Origin of the sequence: Micromonospora sp. NRRL B-16802, from assembly GCF_001279555.1 — a bacterium.
Classification (GTDB): Bacteria; Actinomycetota; Actinomycetes; order Mycobacteriales; family Micromonosporaceae; genus Micromonospora; species Micromonospora profundi.
In genome coordinates, this window is sequence record NZ_LGEB01000069.1 from 23,339 (window position 1) to 39,176 (window position 15,838).

Below are 15,838 nucleotides of genomic sequence, written 5' to 3' on the forward strand. Positions count from 1 at the left end.
TGCCCGACGGTCAGCCGACCCGGTCCCGGACGTCCCAGACCCACCCGCCGTCGACCTGACGGCCGGGGCCGAGCAGCGCCTCGACGGTCCGGCGCACCGGCTCGTCGTGCGGGAGCCGGCCGAGCACGACGAGCGCGGCCCGCCAGTGCCGCAGGTCCTCGACGGCTTGGCGGCGGTCGGCGTCGGTGAGCGCCGGCACCGCGCCGGTCTGCGCGACCCGCCGCAGCAGCACGGAGGTGGGCCGGTCCGGCGCACCCCAGCGCGCCGCCGGGTCGTCCGGACCACTCGGGCCGATGAAGTAGCCGCCCGGCGCGTCGAACGCCAGCCCGGTGCGGGCGGACCACAGCATCACCGGGCTCAGCGCGGCGCCGGTGACCGGGGGCACCGCCACCACGGTCCGGCCCGCAGGCACCAGCGGCCGCCACCTGCCGTCGGCGACGAACGCCGGCACGGGCGCCACCGGGATCGCCCGGATCGGCGTCGGCACCAGCGGGAGCAACGCGGCCACCACCGCGCCGCCCCACAGCAGGCGTACCGGCAGGCCCGGCGCGGGGTCCGTCCGGCAGTGCGCCGCTCGGACCCGGTCCAGCGACAGCGCCACAAGCACGCCGAGCACCGGTACGCAGACCAGCGCGAACCGGGCCGGCACCGCGAGGTCGAGCAGCGGCAGCCCGGCGACCAGGCGGTACGGCCCGGGGATGCCGGTGGCGGTGCTGTCGATCCGCAGCTCGGTGCCGAGCGAGAGCACGGCGAAGACGACACCGCACCCGGCAAGGGCGCGGACCAACGGCCGTCGCCACAGCCAGATCACGATGACCACGGCGAGCACCAGCAGCCCGGGGCCGAAGAACGAGTTCTCCTCGGTCGGGTTGGGCGACAGCAGCCCCGGCAGCCAGTTGTCACCGAACACTGTCTGCCGGGCCGAGGCGGTGAACGACGCCGCGTCGAGCTGGAAGCCGTGCGCGGCGAAGGCCATCCCGTCGTAGTGCTGCGGGCCGTGGAACTGGAACCACAGTGGGTACGCCAGCGGCACCGCCGCCACGACGGCCGCCACGCCGAGCCTGCCGAGCAGGGTCGGGGCGTGCCGCCGGGCCGCCGCCCGGTCCGCGAGCGCGTAGCCCACCGCGAACACCCCGGCGGCGAGGGCCAGGAAGACAAGCGTCTCCTCCCCGATGAACACCTGCCAGACGACAAGCAGCCCCAGGCCGACGCCGGGTCGCCACACGGCGCGCTGCCACGCCTCGCCGGGTCGAGGGGCGGGGCGGAACACCAGGGCGAGGATCGCCGGCACCAGGAACTGGGCGGCCATGTGCAGGTGTGCCCCCGCCTGGGCGATCATGCCGGGGGCGAAGCCGCAGACCAGCCCACCGACCGCAGCCGCCGACCGGGCGGTGACCAGGCGGCGGCGCAGCAGCGCGTACCAGGCCGTGGCCGTCCCGGCGAGGCAACAGACGACAGCCACGCAGAACGCCACCTGCGAGCCGAACAGCAGCGTGACCGGCGCCAGCGGAACACCCAGGCCGAGCACCGACGTGTTCGCCATCAGGTTGACGCCGTCCGGTGCGTTCAACGCCGTGCTGTAGAGCGGGTTCCCGCCCTCGCTGACCACACGCGCCGCGTGGGCCAGCATCCATTCGAAGAGGACCTGGTCGCCGGCCTGGTGGAACAGCCGCCCGGGGTGGCCCCACTGGCCGGTGGTCAGCAGCAGCGCCAGGCCGACGTACCCGGCGACCACTAGCGCGTCCGGCAGCCACGCCGGTCGGGGCCGGCGTGTGGACGCCGATCCGGCCGTCGCCGTCGTCACCGACGACGGCGCTCCGGCGGCCATCAGACCGAGCGGTCCGTCAGCGCCCGGACATCCCACACCCAGACGTCCAGCTCCTGCCGGCCCGGGCCGACAAGCTCCTCGACGGTACGCCGCAGCGGCTCGACGTTCTGCTGGCGCAACGGGAGCACCAGGATCGCCGCCTGCCAGTGCCGCAGCTCGTCCTGGAAGCGTCGACGCTGCCTGTCGTCGAGCTTAGGAGCCCGACCGGTGGTCGCCACCTCCTCCAGCAGTTGACCCACCCCGCTGGGCCGGCCGCCGAACCGGCCCGGGTCACCGGTGTTGCCGTTGCGGGGGGCCAGGAAGTAGCCGCCCGGGATCTTGAAGTCGAGGTTGGTGGCCGCCGCCCAGCGCATGCCGTGCGTGTTGCCCATGCTGGGCACCGGGATGGGCACGAGCGTCTGGTCCGGGCCGACGTACGTCCGCCAGCGGTCAGCGGTGATGAAGTCCGGCACCGGCGGTCGGGAGACCATCCGCAGCGGCATCGGTGCGATCGGCAGCAGCGCGAACGCCAGGCCGGCGGCGGTGAGCGTGCGCACCGTACGCCGCTCGACCGAGCGCAGCGCCCAGGCCCGCTCGACGGCCAGCGCGAGCAGCAGGCCGACCACCACTGTGGTGATCAGGCCGAACCGGGTCGGCACCACAGCGTCCAGCAGGGGCAGGTGCACCAGCAGCTGCCACGGCCCGGTGATCAGCTCCCGGTCCCACCAGGAGATCCGCTCACCGAGGGAGAGCACGGCGAACAGACCGCCGGTCACGGCGAGCGCCCGGACGATCATCTCCCGGCGCAGCCACACCACGATGGCGATGGCGAGCAGCGACAGGCTCCAGCCGAAGAAGGCGTTCTCCTCGGAGTAGTTCGGCGCCAGGTTGGCGTTTGCCCGCTGGTTGCCGCCGAGCGTGGGGGAACCGGGGGCGAAGAACGCGGCGATGTCGTTGCCGTAGTCCTGGACCGCGTCGCTGAGACCGTGGTACGCCATCGGCCCGGCGAACTGCACGTACAGGGGGTACGCCAGCAGCCCTCCGGCCAGCAGCGTGCACGCCGCGACGCCGATGCCCAGGGGCCGCCACGCCGCCCGCCAGCGGGCCGGCTCCTGGGCGAGCACCGCGAGCAGGAAGACCCCGCAGGCCATCGCCGTGAAGAGCAGGATCTCCTCGTTGATGAACGCCTGCGCGGTGACGAGCACCGCGAGCAACAGCCCGTCGCGTACCGGCCGGCGGGACCGGGTGAGCACCAGCACCCGCCACACGATGAACGGCAGCAGGAACTGACTGATGATGTTCGGATGCCAACTGGCGTGCGAGAGCATCGCCGGTGAGAAGCCGCAGAACCAGCCGCCGGCCGCCGCCGCGAGCGGGGTCCGTACGACGTGGCGGGACAGCACGAGATACCAGGCAGTGGCCGTGCCGGCGAGGCCGAGCGTCACGAGCACCACGAAGGACACCGCCGGCCCGAACAGCACTGTCACCGGCACCATCGGGATGCCCAGCGCCAGCACCGCCGTGTTGGCCATCAGGTTGACGCCGTCGGGGTAGTTGAACTGCTCGGTGAAGAACGGGTACTCACCGTGCAGCACCACGCGCACCGAGTGGGCGAGGAAGAACTGCACCTGGGCCGGGTCGCCGGTGTAGAGCGAGGCCACCCGTCCGGCCGGGTCCAGCCAGATCCGGCTTGTCACCCAGAGCGCGGCGAGCAGGAACAGCCCACCCACCGCCAGGTGCTGACGGCGGCGCGTCCAGCGGGTCCACCACCGTCGGCGCGGTCCGGCCGGCGCCGCCACGGCGTCATCCGCAGCAGCCGCCTCATCGGGTACGTCGGCCGGCGGCGCTCCGACCGGCGCGGGCTCGACGGTGTCGGTGCGGGACGGGGCGGCGGCCGGAGCGGGAGCACTGGCCACAGGGGTCGAGCTGGCCACGGGAGTCTTGCTGGCCACGGGGGTCTTGCTCGCCGTGGCGGTCTTGCTGGCCGTGGTTGTCGGGGAGGCGCGGCGGGTGTGCTGGCTCACAGACTCGTCGGGACCCACTGCCGCCTCCGGGTGCGGCGCGGACAGGGCGCGGGACTCGGCAGGCGTCACAGTCGGCGGAGTCTACCGGAGCGACGAAACGGCACTAAAAGGCCCAGGGATCCGTCCACTGTGGTGGATCAGTCGCCAGCCAGCGAAAGCACTGCACCGGACATCTCGTACTATGGCGCTTTGTCGTGGACGACCGCGAGGCGATCGGGGGCGGGGATCAGGTGACTCCAGGCCGCCAGCACGGCACGACGCTCGCCGTCCTGCTGACAGCACTGTTGGCCGCCACCGCCTGCGGTCCGGTGGCCGACCGGGCACCGCGCGACCTGCGGGTGGGCTACGACAGCCTCGACGGCACCCTGAAGGTGTGGCCGCCGCGGGGCGACCTGGCCGCTGACGCCGCGGCGACGTCGGCGATCACCGACGCGGTCCGCGACTGGCGTTCACCGATCGACGACCGGGCGCACCTGCCCTCGTCCGGCATCCTGTTCTCCGGCCGGGTCGACGGCACGCCGATCGCGCTGGTGGCTGCCGACGTGCCCGGCGAGAGCGCGTCCTGGCTGCTGCAACTCGCCGGCGACGGCGGCCGGTACGCGGTGACCCGCGCCACCGAATACACCGACCCGGGCTACCTGGTCTACTCCGACGTGCTGCCGGTGCACACTGCGGACGGCCGGCGCTACCTGGTCTCCGCCCGGGTGCAGCAACTCCTCGGGCCGCAGGACCGTGCGCTGCCCCTCACCGACGGGCTCAGCGCCCCGGCCGACGTACCGGCGTGCACGGCCGTGGGGGTGACCGCGACGCTGCGGGCCACCGAGTCGCTGCCGCGCGGGCGGGCCGCCGACCGGCTGCTCGACCTGGGCACCGGCACGACCGATCCGCGCTATCCCCTGGTACGCGACGAGTCCGGCGCAGGCCGGCGGGCTCTGACCGGCCTGGACACCTGCGTGCTGGCCGGCGAGCGGGGTCCCTTCGGCAGCATCCCGCGCCGGATCGGCGACCGGGACGCCCCTCGTGCGGTGCCGACGTCCTGGCCGATGGCGAAGCTCACTGTCCGCTCGCTCGGCGAGGTGGCCCTCGGTGGCGGCGAGCCGGCCGAGTTGCAGCAGCTCAGCTGGGACACCGACGCCGGCACGATGACCTCTGTCGTCTACCGGCCGGCGGACGGGAGCGCGCCGGTGGTCTCGCCCGCCGACCGGGCCACCCCGTTGCAGACGTACCACCTGCCGATGCCCGGCCAGCCGCTCGTGGTGCTCAGTTGGCGGGCCACCCGGGACAGCTCCCTCTCCGTGCCGCCGGGAACTCCCCAACTGGTGGAGCGCCCCGGCCTGGTGGTCATCCCCGAGCCGACCCGCACCCAGACCTACAGCCTGGCGAACACCGACAAGACCCACTACCGCTCAGTAAGCCCCCGCCGCCCCCGCTAAGCCCCGCACCCCACCCCTCCCCACCCTCCCGCCCCGCCTCACCCCCTCCCCCGCGCGATCTTGCGCTTTCTGCCCGGCCATAGGGGACAAAGCGCGCATAAGAGCGACCGAAAGTGCAAGATTCGCGGGCGTGGGGTGGGGTGGGGCTGACGCGCTGCGGCGGGCGTCCCCGGAGGGGGCGCCCGCCGCAGTTTTACGGGTTCTAGTTCTGCGCTGAGGTGCTGGTGGGGGTCAGGCGGTCCGGGGTCGCGTCCAGGCCGGAGATCCAGCCGGTGACGTTCCGGGCGACGTCCTGCGCGGTCAGGCCGAGGTCGGCGAGGATCTGCGCGCGGGTGCCGTGCGGGTGCCAGTCGGCCGGTACGCCCAGGTCCTTGAGCGGCACCCGGACATCGGCGTCGCGCATCGCCTGGCCGAGGGCGTCGCCGACGCCACCGACCCGGACGCCGTCCTCGACGCTGACGACGAGCCGGTGGCCGGCGGCCAGCTGCACCAGCTCGGCCGGCACCGGACGAACCCAGCGGGGGTCGACCACTGTGACGCCGTAGCCGTGCTCGGCGACCCGGGCGGCGACCTCCATGCCCAGCTGGCCGAAGGAGCCCACGGCGACCAGCAGCACGTCGGTACGCGCCGACTCGGCCAGCACGTCGACAGGGCCGACCCGGCGCAGGGCCGGCAGGTCTGCGGCCACAGTGCCGGTGGGGAAGCGCACGACTGTCGGGCCGTCGTCGACGGCCAGCGCCTCGCGCAGCTCCTCACGCAGCGTGGTGGCGTCCCGGGGAGCGGCGATCCGCAGCCCAGGCACCACACCGAAGACCGACATGTCCCAGATGCCGTAGTGGCTGGGGCCGTCCGGGCCGGTGATGCCTGCGCGGTCCAGCACGAAGGTCACCGGCAGCTTGTGCATCGCCACGTCCAGCAGGACCTGGTCGAAGGCACGGTTGAGGAAGGTGGCGTAGACGGCGACCACCGGGTGCAGGCCACCCAGCGCCAGCCCGGCCGCCGAGGTGGCGGCGTGCTGCTCGGCGATGCCCACGTCGTACACCCGCTCGGGGTATTTGCGGGCCAGCTTGGCGATGCCTGTCGGCTCGGCCATCGCGGCGGTGATGCCCACGACGTCCGGCCGCTCGTCGGCGACGGCAAGCAGCTCGTCGGCGAAGACATGCGTCCACTTCACCGCCGGGGCGGCCAGCAGCGCGCCGGTCTCCACGTCGAAGGCGCCGCCGGGGCCGTGCAGGCAGTCGGCCTCGTCCTCCTCGGCGGGGCGGTAGCCGTAGCCCTTGCGGGTGACCGCGTGCACGATCACCGGGCCGCCGAAGTTCTTCGCCGCGCGCAGCGCCGACTCGACCGCCGCCACGTCGTGCCCGTCCACCGGGCCGACGTACTTGATGCCGAGGTCCTCGAACATGGCCTGCGGGGCGACGGCGTCCTTGATGCCCTTCTTGACCGCGTGCAGCACCTCGTACATCGGCTTGCCGACGAGCGGGGTGGAGCCGAGGGCGTCCTTGACCGTGTCGAGGACCTTCTCGTAGCCCGGGTTGAGCCGCAGCGAGGAGAGGTGGTCGGCCAGACCGCCGATCGTGGGCGAGTAGGACCGGCCGTTGTCGTTGACGACGATGACCAGGGAGTTGCCGGCGGTGGCGATGTTGTTCAGCGCCTCCCAGCACATGCCGCCGGTGAGCGCGCCGTCGCCGACCACTGCCACGACGCTGCGCGCCTCGCCCCGCAGGGCGTACGCCTTGGCCAGGCCGTCGGCGTAGGAGAGCGCGGTGGAGGCGTGCGAGTTCTCGATCAGGTCGTGCTCGCTCTCGGCCTGGCTTGGGTAGCCGGAGAGGCCACCGCGCTGGCGGAGCTTGTCGAAGCCGGCCTGCCGCCCGGTGAGGATCTTGTGTACGTACGCCTGGTGGCCGGTGTCGAACAGCAGCCGGTCACGGGGGGAGTCGAAGACGCGGTGCATGGCCAGCGTCAGCTCGACCACACCGAGGTTGGGGCCGACGTGGCCGCCGGTGCGGGAGACCTTGGCGATCAGAAAGTCCCGGATCTCGGCGGCGAGCACGTCCAGTTCCTCGCCCGACATCCGCTTGACGTCCTGCGGACCGCGGACCGTCCCCAGCAGCCGGCCGTGGTTGGCCGTGTCCTCTTCAACACTCATGACCGCAGAGTCTATCGGCCGGGCGATACTTCGCAGCCCGGCCGGAGCCCGGCACACCCGCACCCTCTGGCTGAGCCCCTGGTCAGGGGCGGATCCGCAGCAGGCGCGGCCTGTCGGTCGGTGCACCGCCGTACGCCGGGCCGGCAGGTGTCCAGGAGCCCAGGACCGCGCCCCGGGTGGCGCCGGTAACGGACGGGATCGCCCCGGGCAGGCCGTGCCAGGACAGCCAGCCGAGCAGCGCGAACGCGTACGCCTCCTTGGCCTGCGCGGGTACGCCCCACTCGTCGATACCGCGCAGCGTCCACCGGCCGGCACCCAGGGCGGCGAGCCGGCCCAGCAGGGTGGGGTTGCGCACACCGCCTCCCGCGGCGATGACCTCGACCACACGGTGCCTGTCGCACTCGGCGGCCACCACCCGCGCGGTCAGCTCGGTGAGCGTGGCCAGCAGGTCGTCCACGGGCACGGGTTCGCCGAGCGCGGCCAGGTGGCGGTCCAGGTAGCCGGCGTGGAACAGCTCCTTGCCTGTGGACTTGGGCGGTGGTGCCGCGTAGTAGGGCTCGGCCAGCAGGTCGGCCAGCAGCCGCTCGTGCGTCCGGCCGGCCGCCGCCCGCGCGCCGTCGATGTCGCACGGCTGGTCCAGGAAGCGCCAGGCCGCCGCGTCCAGCAGGGCGTTCGCCGGGCCGACGTCGTACCCCAGGACCGGGGCTTCCGGCGCGACCACTGTGAGGTTGGCGATGCCGCCCAGGTTCACTGCCGCGCGCGGCCCGGCGGCGCCGTCGAGCAACAGCGCGTCGAAGGCCGGCACCAGCGGCGCGCCCTGGCCACCGGCGGCGATATCCGCCGAGCGCAGGTCACTGAGCACCGGTACGCCGACCCGGGCCGCCACCCGCGCCACCGCGCCCAGTTGCAGGGTGCCCCTGGCCGCCCCGTCGGCGATCCAGTGGAACACCGTCTGGCCGGGCGAGACCACCGCGTCGGCCGTGCCGCCGGCAAGTTCGAGGCCGACCGCCGCCGCGTCGGCGAACACCTCGCCGAGGCGGTTGTCGAGCTGGCACACGGCCTCGATGGTGGTGGCCCCGGGCGGCAGCAGCGCGGCGATCTGGGCGCGCAGGGCTTCGTCGTAGTCCAGGCCGCGATGTCCCAGCGGCCGCAGCCAGAGGGTGTCGCCCTCGGTGGTGAACTCCGCCGCCACCACGTCCACGCCGTCGTACGACGTCCCCGACATCAATCCGACGATCTTCACGGCGTCAGGCTAGCGGCGGTGCCGTGCCCTCGCCCACACCTCGCCCGCGCCGGAGCGAGGACGGCCTACCGTCCTGCCGTAGCGTTGAGGGGTGACTGAGCCTGAACGGCTGAACGATCGTGAGCAGCGCGCCTGGTTCGGCTTCCTGGTCATGCAGGAGGACGTCCGGCGGCACATGAACCGCCAGTTGCTCCGCGACGCGGGGATCTCCCTCGCGGATTTCGCCGTTCTGAGCGGTCTGCGGCTTCACGGGGAAGGACCGATGCGGGTCTTCGAGCTGCGGGAGGTCCTGCGGTGGGAGAAGACGCGCCTCACCCACCAGGTGTCCCGCATGATCCGCCGGGGCCTGCTGGAGCGCCGCAGCTCCGACGATGATGCTCGGGGGACCTACATCGCGCTCACCGGGGAGGGGCGCACGGTGATCGACCGGGCGACTCCCCTGCACCTGCGGTACGTGCGGGAGGTCTTCCTCGACGTGCTGAGCCCTCGGCAGCTCGACACCCTGGCCGTGATGTCCGAGGCGGTGCTGGACAACCTCAAGGACGATCCCTTCGAGGAATGAGGGCTGCCCTCAGTGAGGTGACTCGTCACCCGGTGCGCCTTCCCCGATTGTTGATGTATCACCAGCCTGCTCCGCCTTCTTGACTCCAGGTTAGTGCGGGGAGTCCGGTTTTCAGTGGAAGCAGCCATCTAACCCGGGTGATGTGTCACCTGCCACTAAAGGGTGACGGGTCATCCTCCGCTGGCTACCGTTGGCCCCACGGCCGCTGGCCGCATCGAGCGGTCCGGTCCCAGCGAAAGGAACTCATCATGGGACGAGTAGCAGGTAAGACGGCAGTGGTCACCGGCGGCGCGATGGGAATGGGCGCGGCTGCCGTACGCCGGCTCGTCGGCGAGGGCGCCAACGTGGTCATCGCCGACGTGAACGTCGCGGAAGCCGAGGCCCTCGCCGCCGAACTCGGGCCGACGGCAGTGGTCGAGAAGCTCGACGTCCGCTCCCCGCAGCAGTGGACCGACCTCGTTCAACGGACGGAGGAGCGGTTCGGCAGCGTCGACATCCTCGTCAACAACGCAGGCATCGTCGATCCCGCTCCCCTGGAGCAGTGGGACGTGGCGCAGCTACAGCGCGTGCTGGACGTGAATCTCATCGGCGTCTTCAACGGCATCCAGGCCGTGACCCCGGCGATGAAGCGGGCCGGCGGCGGCTCGATCGTCAACATGGGCTCCGTGGCCGCCTTTATCGGAATCATCCAGATGGCCGGGTACGTCGCGTCCAAGTGGGCCGTACGCGGTCTCACGAAGAACGCCGCCCTGGAACTGGGCGCATACGGGATCCGGGTGAACGCGGTTCACCCGGGTCAGATCAACACCCCGATGACGAAGGGAGCCACCTTCGAGACCAGCAGTGTCGCGCTCGGGCGTGTCGGGGAACCCGACGACGTCGCCCGTACGGTGCTCTTCCTCGCCAGCGACGACGCGCAGTTCGTCACCGGCAGCGACCTGGTCGCCGACGGCGGGCAGATCGCCGGCCAGGCCGACTACTCGGGCGTACCCCGGTAGGCAGCGGAGTCGACCCACCCCGAACGTCGGGGGTGATGACCTACGGCCCGGGGACCAGCAGCCCGACCAGCTCGACGTGCTGGGTCATCGGGAACAGGTCGAATCCGCGCAGCGCCGTCAACCGCCAGCCCAACCCGGCGAAGGTACGCACGTCCCTGGCGAACGCCGCCGGGTCGCAGGCCACGTACGCGATCGCGCGCGGGCCGGCGGCAGCCAGGGCGCGGACCACCGGGGCGCCGGCCCCGGCGCGCGGCGGGTCGAGCACCACCAGGTCGACCGGGCCGGTGATCCGCCGGCGGGCCAGCGCGGTCTCCACCCGGGCCGACACGACCTCGACGCGGGGCAGGTCGGCCAGGTTACGTCGGGCGGCGGAGACGCCCTGCGGCGCCGCCTCCACCACTGTCACCCGGCCGCTGGCACCGACCTTCGCGGCCAGTCCGGCGGCGAACAGTCCGGCCCCGCCGTACAGGTCCCAGGCCACCTCGCCCGGACGCGGGTCGAGCAGCTCCAGTACGGCCGTGGACAGCGTGTCGGCCGCCGCCGGGTGCACCTGCCAGAAGGCGGACGCGGGCAGCGTCCACGCCCGGTCGGCCGCCACCTCACGGACCACTGCCGGCCCGCTCACCTGCATGGAGATCCCGTCGCGGACCTCTACGACTGTCACGTCCCCGCCGGTGCTGGCAACGGTCTCCACAGCGTCGGCGGCCGGCCAGGACGCGCCGGTCGGGGCGAGCACCGGCAGCTCCTGGATCGCCGGGTGCGCGATCAGGCAACTGTCGATCGGCACCACCTCGTGCGAGCGGTGCTTGAGCAGTCCGGCCCGGTCGGCGGCGTCCACCGCGTAGCGGACCCGCGAGCGCCAACCCAGCAGCCCGCCGGGCAGCGCCTCGACCCGTACGCCGAGCCCGTCGAGTTCGGCGTCGGTGAGGCCGCCGAGGCGTGTCAACTGCTCGCGCACCACAGCTGTCTTCCACGCCAGTTGCGCCGCAGGCGCCACGTGCTGCAGGTCGCAGCCACCGCAGGCGCCCGGCTTCGCGTACGGGCAGGGCGGCTCGACCCGGTCCGGCGAGGCGTCCAGCACTGTCACCGCGTCGGCCCGGACGAACCCCTTGTGCACCTCGGTGACCTCGGCGATCACCCGCTCACCGGGCAGCGCGTGCCGGACGAAGACCACCTGCCCGTCCACCCGGGCCACACAGTGCCCGCCGGGGGCGACCGCGTCGACGGTCAGCTCGACCCGCTCCGCCTCGGCCAGGCCGCTCTCGGGCTCCACGGTCGCCGCTGTCGACTCAGTCACGGCTGTTACCGACCGTTCCACTGTCCGCCGGGCCGCCCTCGACAGATGACGCGGACATGACGTCCGGCGGCACGGTGCCCCGCGGCCCACGCGCCGGGGTACGGGACAGCGTGGCGTCCAGCCGGTCCAGGTTCTTGCTCGCCGTCGACGCGAGCTGCCACGGCACGCTCACCACCATCACCCCCGGTTCGAAGAGCAGCCGGCCCTTGAGGCGCAGCGCGCTCTGGTTGTGCAGAAGGTTCTCCCACCAGCGCCCCACGACGTACTCGGGGATGAAGACGGTGACCACGTCGCGGGGTGACTTGCGGCGGGTGGAGGCCACGAAGTCGAGGATCGGCCGGGTGATCTCCCGGTACGGGGAGTCGACAACCGTGAGCGGGATCGCCATCTCCCGCCGTTCCCAGTCGGCCTGAAGATCGCGGGTGTCCTTCTCGTCCACGTTGACGGTCACTGCGGTCAGTGTGTCCGGCCGGGTGGCGCGGGCGTAGGCGATCGCCCGCAGTGTCGGCTGGTGCAGCTTGCTGACCAGCACGATCGCGTGGTTGCGGGCGGGCAGGACGGCCCGACCCTCGTCCGGCGGGGTCAGCTCGACGGCGACCCGGTCGTAGTGCCGACGGATGGCCAGCATCAACAGGTAGATCACCGCCATCGCGGCGATCGCGATCCAGGCGCCGAGCAGGAACTTGGTCACCAGCACGATCACCAGCACCGTGCCGGTCAGGCCCATACCGAACGTGTTGATCGCCCGCGAACGGTAGATCCGGCGACGCGCCTCCGGGTCCCGCTCGGTGCGCAGGTGCCGGTTCCAGTGCCGGATCATGCCGGCCTGGGAGACGGTGAACGAGACGAAGACGCCGACGATGTAGAGCTGGATGAGCCGGGTCACCTCGGCCTGGAAACCGACGATCAGCACGATCGCGAACAGGGCGAGGAAGACGATGCCGTTGGAGAACGCCAACCGGTCGCCCCGCGTGTGGAACTGCCGCGGCAGGTAGCGGTCCTGGGCGAGGATCGAGCCGAGCACCGGGAAGCCGTTGAACGCGGTGTTCGCGGCCAGGAACAGGATCAGGGCGGTCACCCCGGCCACCACGTAGAGCAGGATCGACCCGGAACCGAAGACCGTCTCGCCGAGCTGGGTGGTGACGGTCTTCTGCACGTAGCCCTCGGGGCCGGAGACGATCTGCAGGGCCGGATCCTCCACGAACTGGAGGTGGGTCAGCCGGGCCAGCCAGATGATCCCGACCAGCATGCTCACCGAGATGGTGCCGAGCAGCAGCAGAGTGGTGGCGGCGTTACGACTCTTCGGCGCCTTGAACGCCGGCACCCCGTTGGAGATCGCCTCGACGCCGGTCAGCGCTGCGGCGCCCGAGCTGAACGTCCGCAGCAGCAGAAAGATCAGCGCGAACCCGGTCACGCTGTGCTCGGCCTGGATCACCAGGTCGGCGCTCGGCGCGCGCAGGTCGTCGCCGAGCACGAACACCCGGACCAGCCCGGTGAGCAGCATCCCGAGCATCACGATCACGAAGCCGTAGGTGGGAATCGCGAACGCGGTGCCCGACTCGCGCAGACCGCGCAGGTTCACGGCGCTCAGCAGCACCACCGCCACCACCGCGATCATCACCTTGTGGGTGGCCACGAACGGCACCACCGAGCCGAGGTTCGCCACGCCGGACGAGACCGACACCGCCACAGTGAGCACGTAGTCGACCAGCAGGGCGCTCGCCACGCCGACGCCGAACTTCGGGCCCAGGTTGACAGTGGCCACCTCGTAGTCGCCACCACCGGACGGGTAGGCGTACACGTTCTGCCGGTAGCTGGCCACCACCGTCAGCATGACAACGACCACCGCGAGCGCGATCCACGGCGAGAAGACGTACGCGGAGGCTCCCGCGATGGAGAGGGTCAGGAGGATCTCGTCGGGCGCGTACGCGACGCTGGACAGCGCGTCGGAGGCGAACACGGGTAGCGCGATGCGCTTCGGCAGGAGGGTGTGCTGCAGGCGGTCGGACCGGAACGGTCGACCGAGGAGCAGCCGCTTCAGCAGCGAGGTGGGACTGGCCACGAACGCCAAGGGTACGACCACCAAGGCAATCACGCGGGGGTGGGCGATCACGGCGGTCCGGCGCGACGGGGTACGGTCGGTCCCCGCTGCCGACCGGTACGTGGCAGGCTCGCAGTCGAAGGCCACCGTCCATGCGTACGGAAGGGCCAGCGGCAGCGGTACGCACCTTGGGAGGGACAGCGTGCACGTCGTGATCATGGGATGTGGCCGGGTCGGTTCGACCCTCGCCCACAGCCTGGAATCCCGGGGGCACTCGGTGGCGGTGATCGACCAGGACGCCGACGCCTTCCGTCGGCTCGGCCCCGACTTCGGCGGCATCACTGTGACCGGGGCGGGCTTCGACGGCGACGTCCTGCGGCAGGCCGGCATCGAGCGGGCGGACGCCTTCGCTGCCGTCTCCAGCGGCGACAACTCCAACATCATCTCGGCGCGACTGGCCAGGGAGACGTTCGGGGTGTCCCGGGTCGCGGCACGCATCTACGACCAGCGCCGGGCGCAGGTCTACGAGCGGCTGGGCATCCCCACAGTGGCGACAGTGCGCTGGACCGCCGACCGGATGCTGCGGCACCTGGTGCCGGAGGGCAACGTGGAGATCTTCCGCGACCCTACGAGCACCGTGTCGATCGTCGAGGTGCCCGTGCACAAGGACTGGATCGGCCGTCCGGTACGCAAGCTGGAGGAGGCGTCCGGAGCGCGGGTGGCCTACCTGATCCGCTTCGGCATCGGCACGCTGCCCACCGCCTCCACCGTCATACAGGAGGGCGACCAAGCGTTCATGCTGGTCAGCGACGACATTGTGGGGCCGGTCACGTCGGTGGCGGCGGCGCCACCGGAAGGGGGGCAGTGAGCCATGCGGATCGCCATCGCGGGCGCCGGCAACGTGGGCCGCTCGATCGCCCAGGAACTGATCGACAACGGCCACCAGGTGATGCTCATCGAACGGCAGCCCCGGATGCTGCGCCCGGAGCGGGTGGCGGACGCCGAGTGGGTGCTGGCCGACGCCTGTGAGCTGGCCAGCCTGGAGGAGGCCAACCTCGCCGGCTGTGACGTGGTGGTCGCCGCCACCGGCGACGACAAGGCCAACCTTGTGGTGTCGCTGCTGGCCAAGACCGAGTTCGCGGTGCCCCGCGTGGTCGCCCGGGTCAACCGGGCCGAGAACGAGTGGCTCTTCACCGAGCAGTGGGGTGTGGACGTCGCGGTGAGCAAGCCCCGGGTCATGGCCGCGCTTGTCGAGGAGGCTGTCACCGTCGGCGACCTGGTGCGGCTGATGACGTTCCGTCAGGGCGAGGCGAACCTCGTCGAGATCACCCTGCCGCCCACCGCTCCGTACGTCGGCCAGCCGATCCACGCCGTGCCGCTGCCCCGCGACACCGCGCTGGTGGCGATCCTGCGGGGCAAGCGGGTCCTGGTGCCCAGCCCGGACGACCCCATCGAGGCCGGTGACGAGCTGATCTTCGTCTGCACTGCCGAGGTGGAGGACGACGTCCGCGCGGTGATTCTCGGCCCGGACAGCGTCGAACGGACCCGCGGTTCGCGCTGAGCCGCCCCGGACGGACGGCCCGGCGCGCTCAGGCGCCGGGCAGCGGGGACGGCTGCGGCACCCGGGTGACCCGGCGCACCGTCCAGACCGTGATGAGCAGCAGCAGCACGTACGGCGGGTAGCCCAGCGCCAACCGGGCCACGCCCAGCGCCGTGTCCTGGTGGGCCAGGTAGAGCCCGGCCTGCACACCCACCTTGGCCAGCCAGACCACGCCCCAGAGCACTGTCAGCTGGGTGAAGGTGCGCACCAGTTTCGGATCGTCGCGCCACTCGGAGCGGCCCTTGGCCACCAGCACCGACCAGATCCAGCCGACAAGCGGCTGCCGGATGGCCGCCGAGATCAGCAGGGCGACGCCGTAGCCGATGCCGTAGAGGATGCCGGGGAGGTAGAAGTCCCGCTCGTTGCCGGTCCGCCAGGCGATGGCGGCGCCGATGCCGACGCCGAACAGGCCGTTGACGGCGTGTCGGATCGGCCTGCGCTGGGCCAGTCGCAGCCCGGCGATCAGCACCGCTACGGACACCGACGCGATCACGGCGGGCCGCAGGTCACCGATGATGTTGGCGACGACGAAGACCACCACCGGGATGCTGGACTCGACGAGCCCCCGCCAGCCGCCGAGCTGGTCGGCCATCTGCTCCGCCACGGTTGGCAGCGGCGCGTCGTCCTCAGGCCCCGTCTCCGGCTGCGCCGCCCGGTGCTGTCCCGTCGTCATTGCCGGCCTTC

At 72.1% G+C, this 15,838-nt stretch carries 12 protein-coding genes; 5 read left to right on the forward strand and 7 right to left on the reverse strand.

Features of this window, described 5'->3' with window-relative positions; translation table 11 throughout:
- Window positions 1-10 precede the first annotated feature (10 nt).
- Window positions 11-1,804 carry a hypothetical protein gene (locus ADK66_RS19605; RefSeq protein WP_231640102.1) on the reverse strand — a complete coding sequence of 598 codons (1,794 nt, stop codon included), beginning with the start codon at window positions 1,802-1,804 and terminating at the stop codon, window positions 11-13.
- A gap of 23 nt (window positions 1,805-1,827) precedes the next feature.
- Window positions 1,828-3,723, reverse strand: coding sequence for a hypothetical protein (locus ADK66_RS19610; protein WP_369814810.1), 1,896 nt, complete (start codon window positions 3,721-3,723; stop codon window positions 1,828-1,830).
- 338 nt (window positions 3,724-4,061) lie between these two features.
- Here ADK66_RS19610 and ADK66_RS19615 point away from each other — a divergent pair, with 338 nt between their 5' ends.
- Complete coding sequence (locus ADK66_RS19615; RefSeq protein WP_053657514.1) at window positions 4,062-5,264, forward strand: hypothetical protein; 1,203 nt, start codon at window positions 4,062-4,064, stop codon at window positions 5,262-5,264.
- A 202-nt stretch (window positions 5,265-5,466) separates the two neighbouring features.
- Here ADK66_RS19615 and dxs read toward each other — a convergent pair whose 3' ends face one another.
- Together dxs and ADK66_RS19625 are read right to left on the reverse strand one after the other, a co-directional pair.
- Complete coding sequence (gene dxs, locus ADK66_RS19620; RefSeq protein WP_053657414.1) at window positions 5,467-7,413, reverse strand: 1-deoxy-D-xylulose-5-phosphate synthase; 1,947 nt, start codon at window positions 7,411-7,413, stop codon at window positions 5,467-5,469.
- A gap of 82 nt (window positions 7,414-7,495) precedes the next feature.
- The gene (locus tag ADK66_RS19625) at window positions 7,496-8,656 is read right to left on the reverse strand and encodes an anhydro-N-acetylmuramic acid kinase (protein ID WP_053657416.1); all 1,161 of its coding nucleotides are present in this window, start codon (window positions 8,654-8,656) and stop codon (window positions 7,496-7,498) included.
- A gap of 91 nt (window positions 8,657-8,747) precedes the next feature.
- On the opposite strand from ADK66_RS19625, the gene ADK66_RS19630 reads away from it, so the two are divergent.
- Both ADK66_RS19630 and ADK66_RS19635 read left to right on the forward strand, forming a co-directional pair.
- A complete protein-coding gene (locus ADK66_RS19630; RefSeq protein WP_053657419.1) occupies window positions 8,748-9,218 on the forward strand; it encodes a MarR family winged helix-turn-helix transcriptional regulator in 471 nt (156 codons plus the stop codon).
- A gap of 248 nt (window positions 9,219-9,466) precedes the next feature.
- On the forward strand, window positions 9,467-10,216 hold the full coding sequence (locus ADK66_RS19635; protein ID WP_053657420.1) for a glucose 1-dehydrogenase: 750 nt from the start codon (window positions 9,467-9,469) through the stop codon (window positions 10,214-10,216).
- A 40-nt stretch (window positions 10,217-10,256) separates the two neighbouring features.
- On the opposite strand, the gene ADK66_RS19640 is transcribed toward ADK66_RS19635, so the two are convergent.
- On the reverse strand, window positions 10,257-11,489 hold the full coding sequence (locus ADK66_RS19640) for a class I SAM-dependent RNA methyltransferase (RefSeq protein ID WP_053657422.1): 1,233 nt from the start codon (window positions 11,487-11,489) through the stop codon (window positions 10,257-10,259).
- Window positions 11,490-11,505: 16 nt separating this feature from the next.
- Window positions 11,506-13,575 carry an APC family permease gene (locus ADK66_RS19645; protein WP_053657424.1) on the reverse strand — a complete coding sequence of 690 codons (2,070 nt, stop codon included), beginning with the start codon at window positions 13,573-13,575 and terminating at the stop codon, window positions 11,506-11,508.
- 181 nt (window positions 13,576-13,756) lie between these two features.
- On the opposite strand from ADK66_RS19645, the gene ADK66_RS19650 reads away from it, so the two are divergent.
- Together ADK66_RS19650 and ADK66_RS19655 are read left to right on the forward strand one after the other, a co-directional pair.
- Window positions 13,757-14,422, forward strand: a complete 666-nt coding sequence (locus ADK66_RS19650; protein ID WP_053657516.1) for a TrkA family potassium uptake protein — start codon at window positions 13,757-13,759, stop codon at window positions 14,420-14,422.
- A gap of 3 nt (window positions 14,423-14,425) precedes the next feature.
- Complete coding sequence (locus tag ADK66_RS19655; protein ID WP_053657426.1) at window positions 14,426-15,115, forward strand: TrkA family potassium uptake protein; 690 nt, start codon at window positions 14,426-14,428, stop codon at window positions 15,113-15,115.
- A gap of 28 nt (window positions 15,116-15,143) precedes the next feature.
- Here ADK66_RS19655 and ADK66_RS19660 read toward each other — a convergent pair whose 3' ends face one another.
- The gene (locus ADK66_RS19660) at window positions 15,144-15,827 is read right to left on the reverse strand and encodes a DUF3159 domain-containing protein (RefSeq protein ID WP_053657427.1); all 684 of its coding nucleotides are present in this window, start codon (window positions 15,825-15,827) and stop codon (window positions 15,144-15,146) included.
- Window positions 15,828-15,838 lie beyond the last annotated feature (11 nt).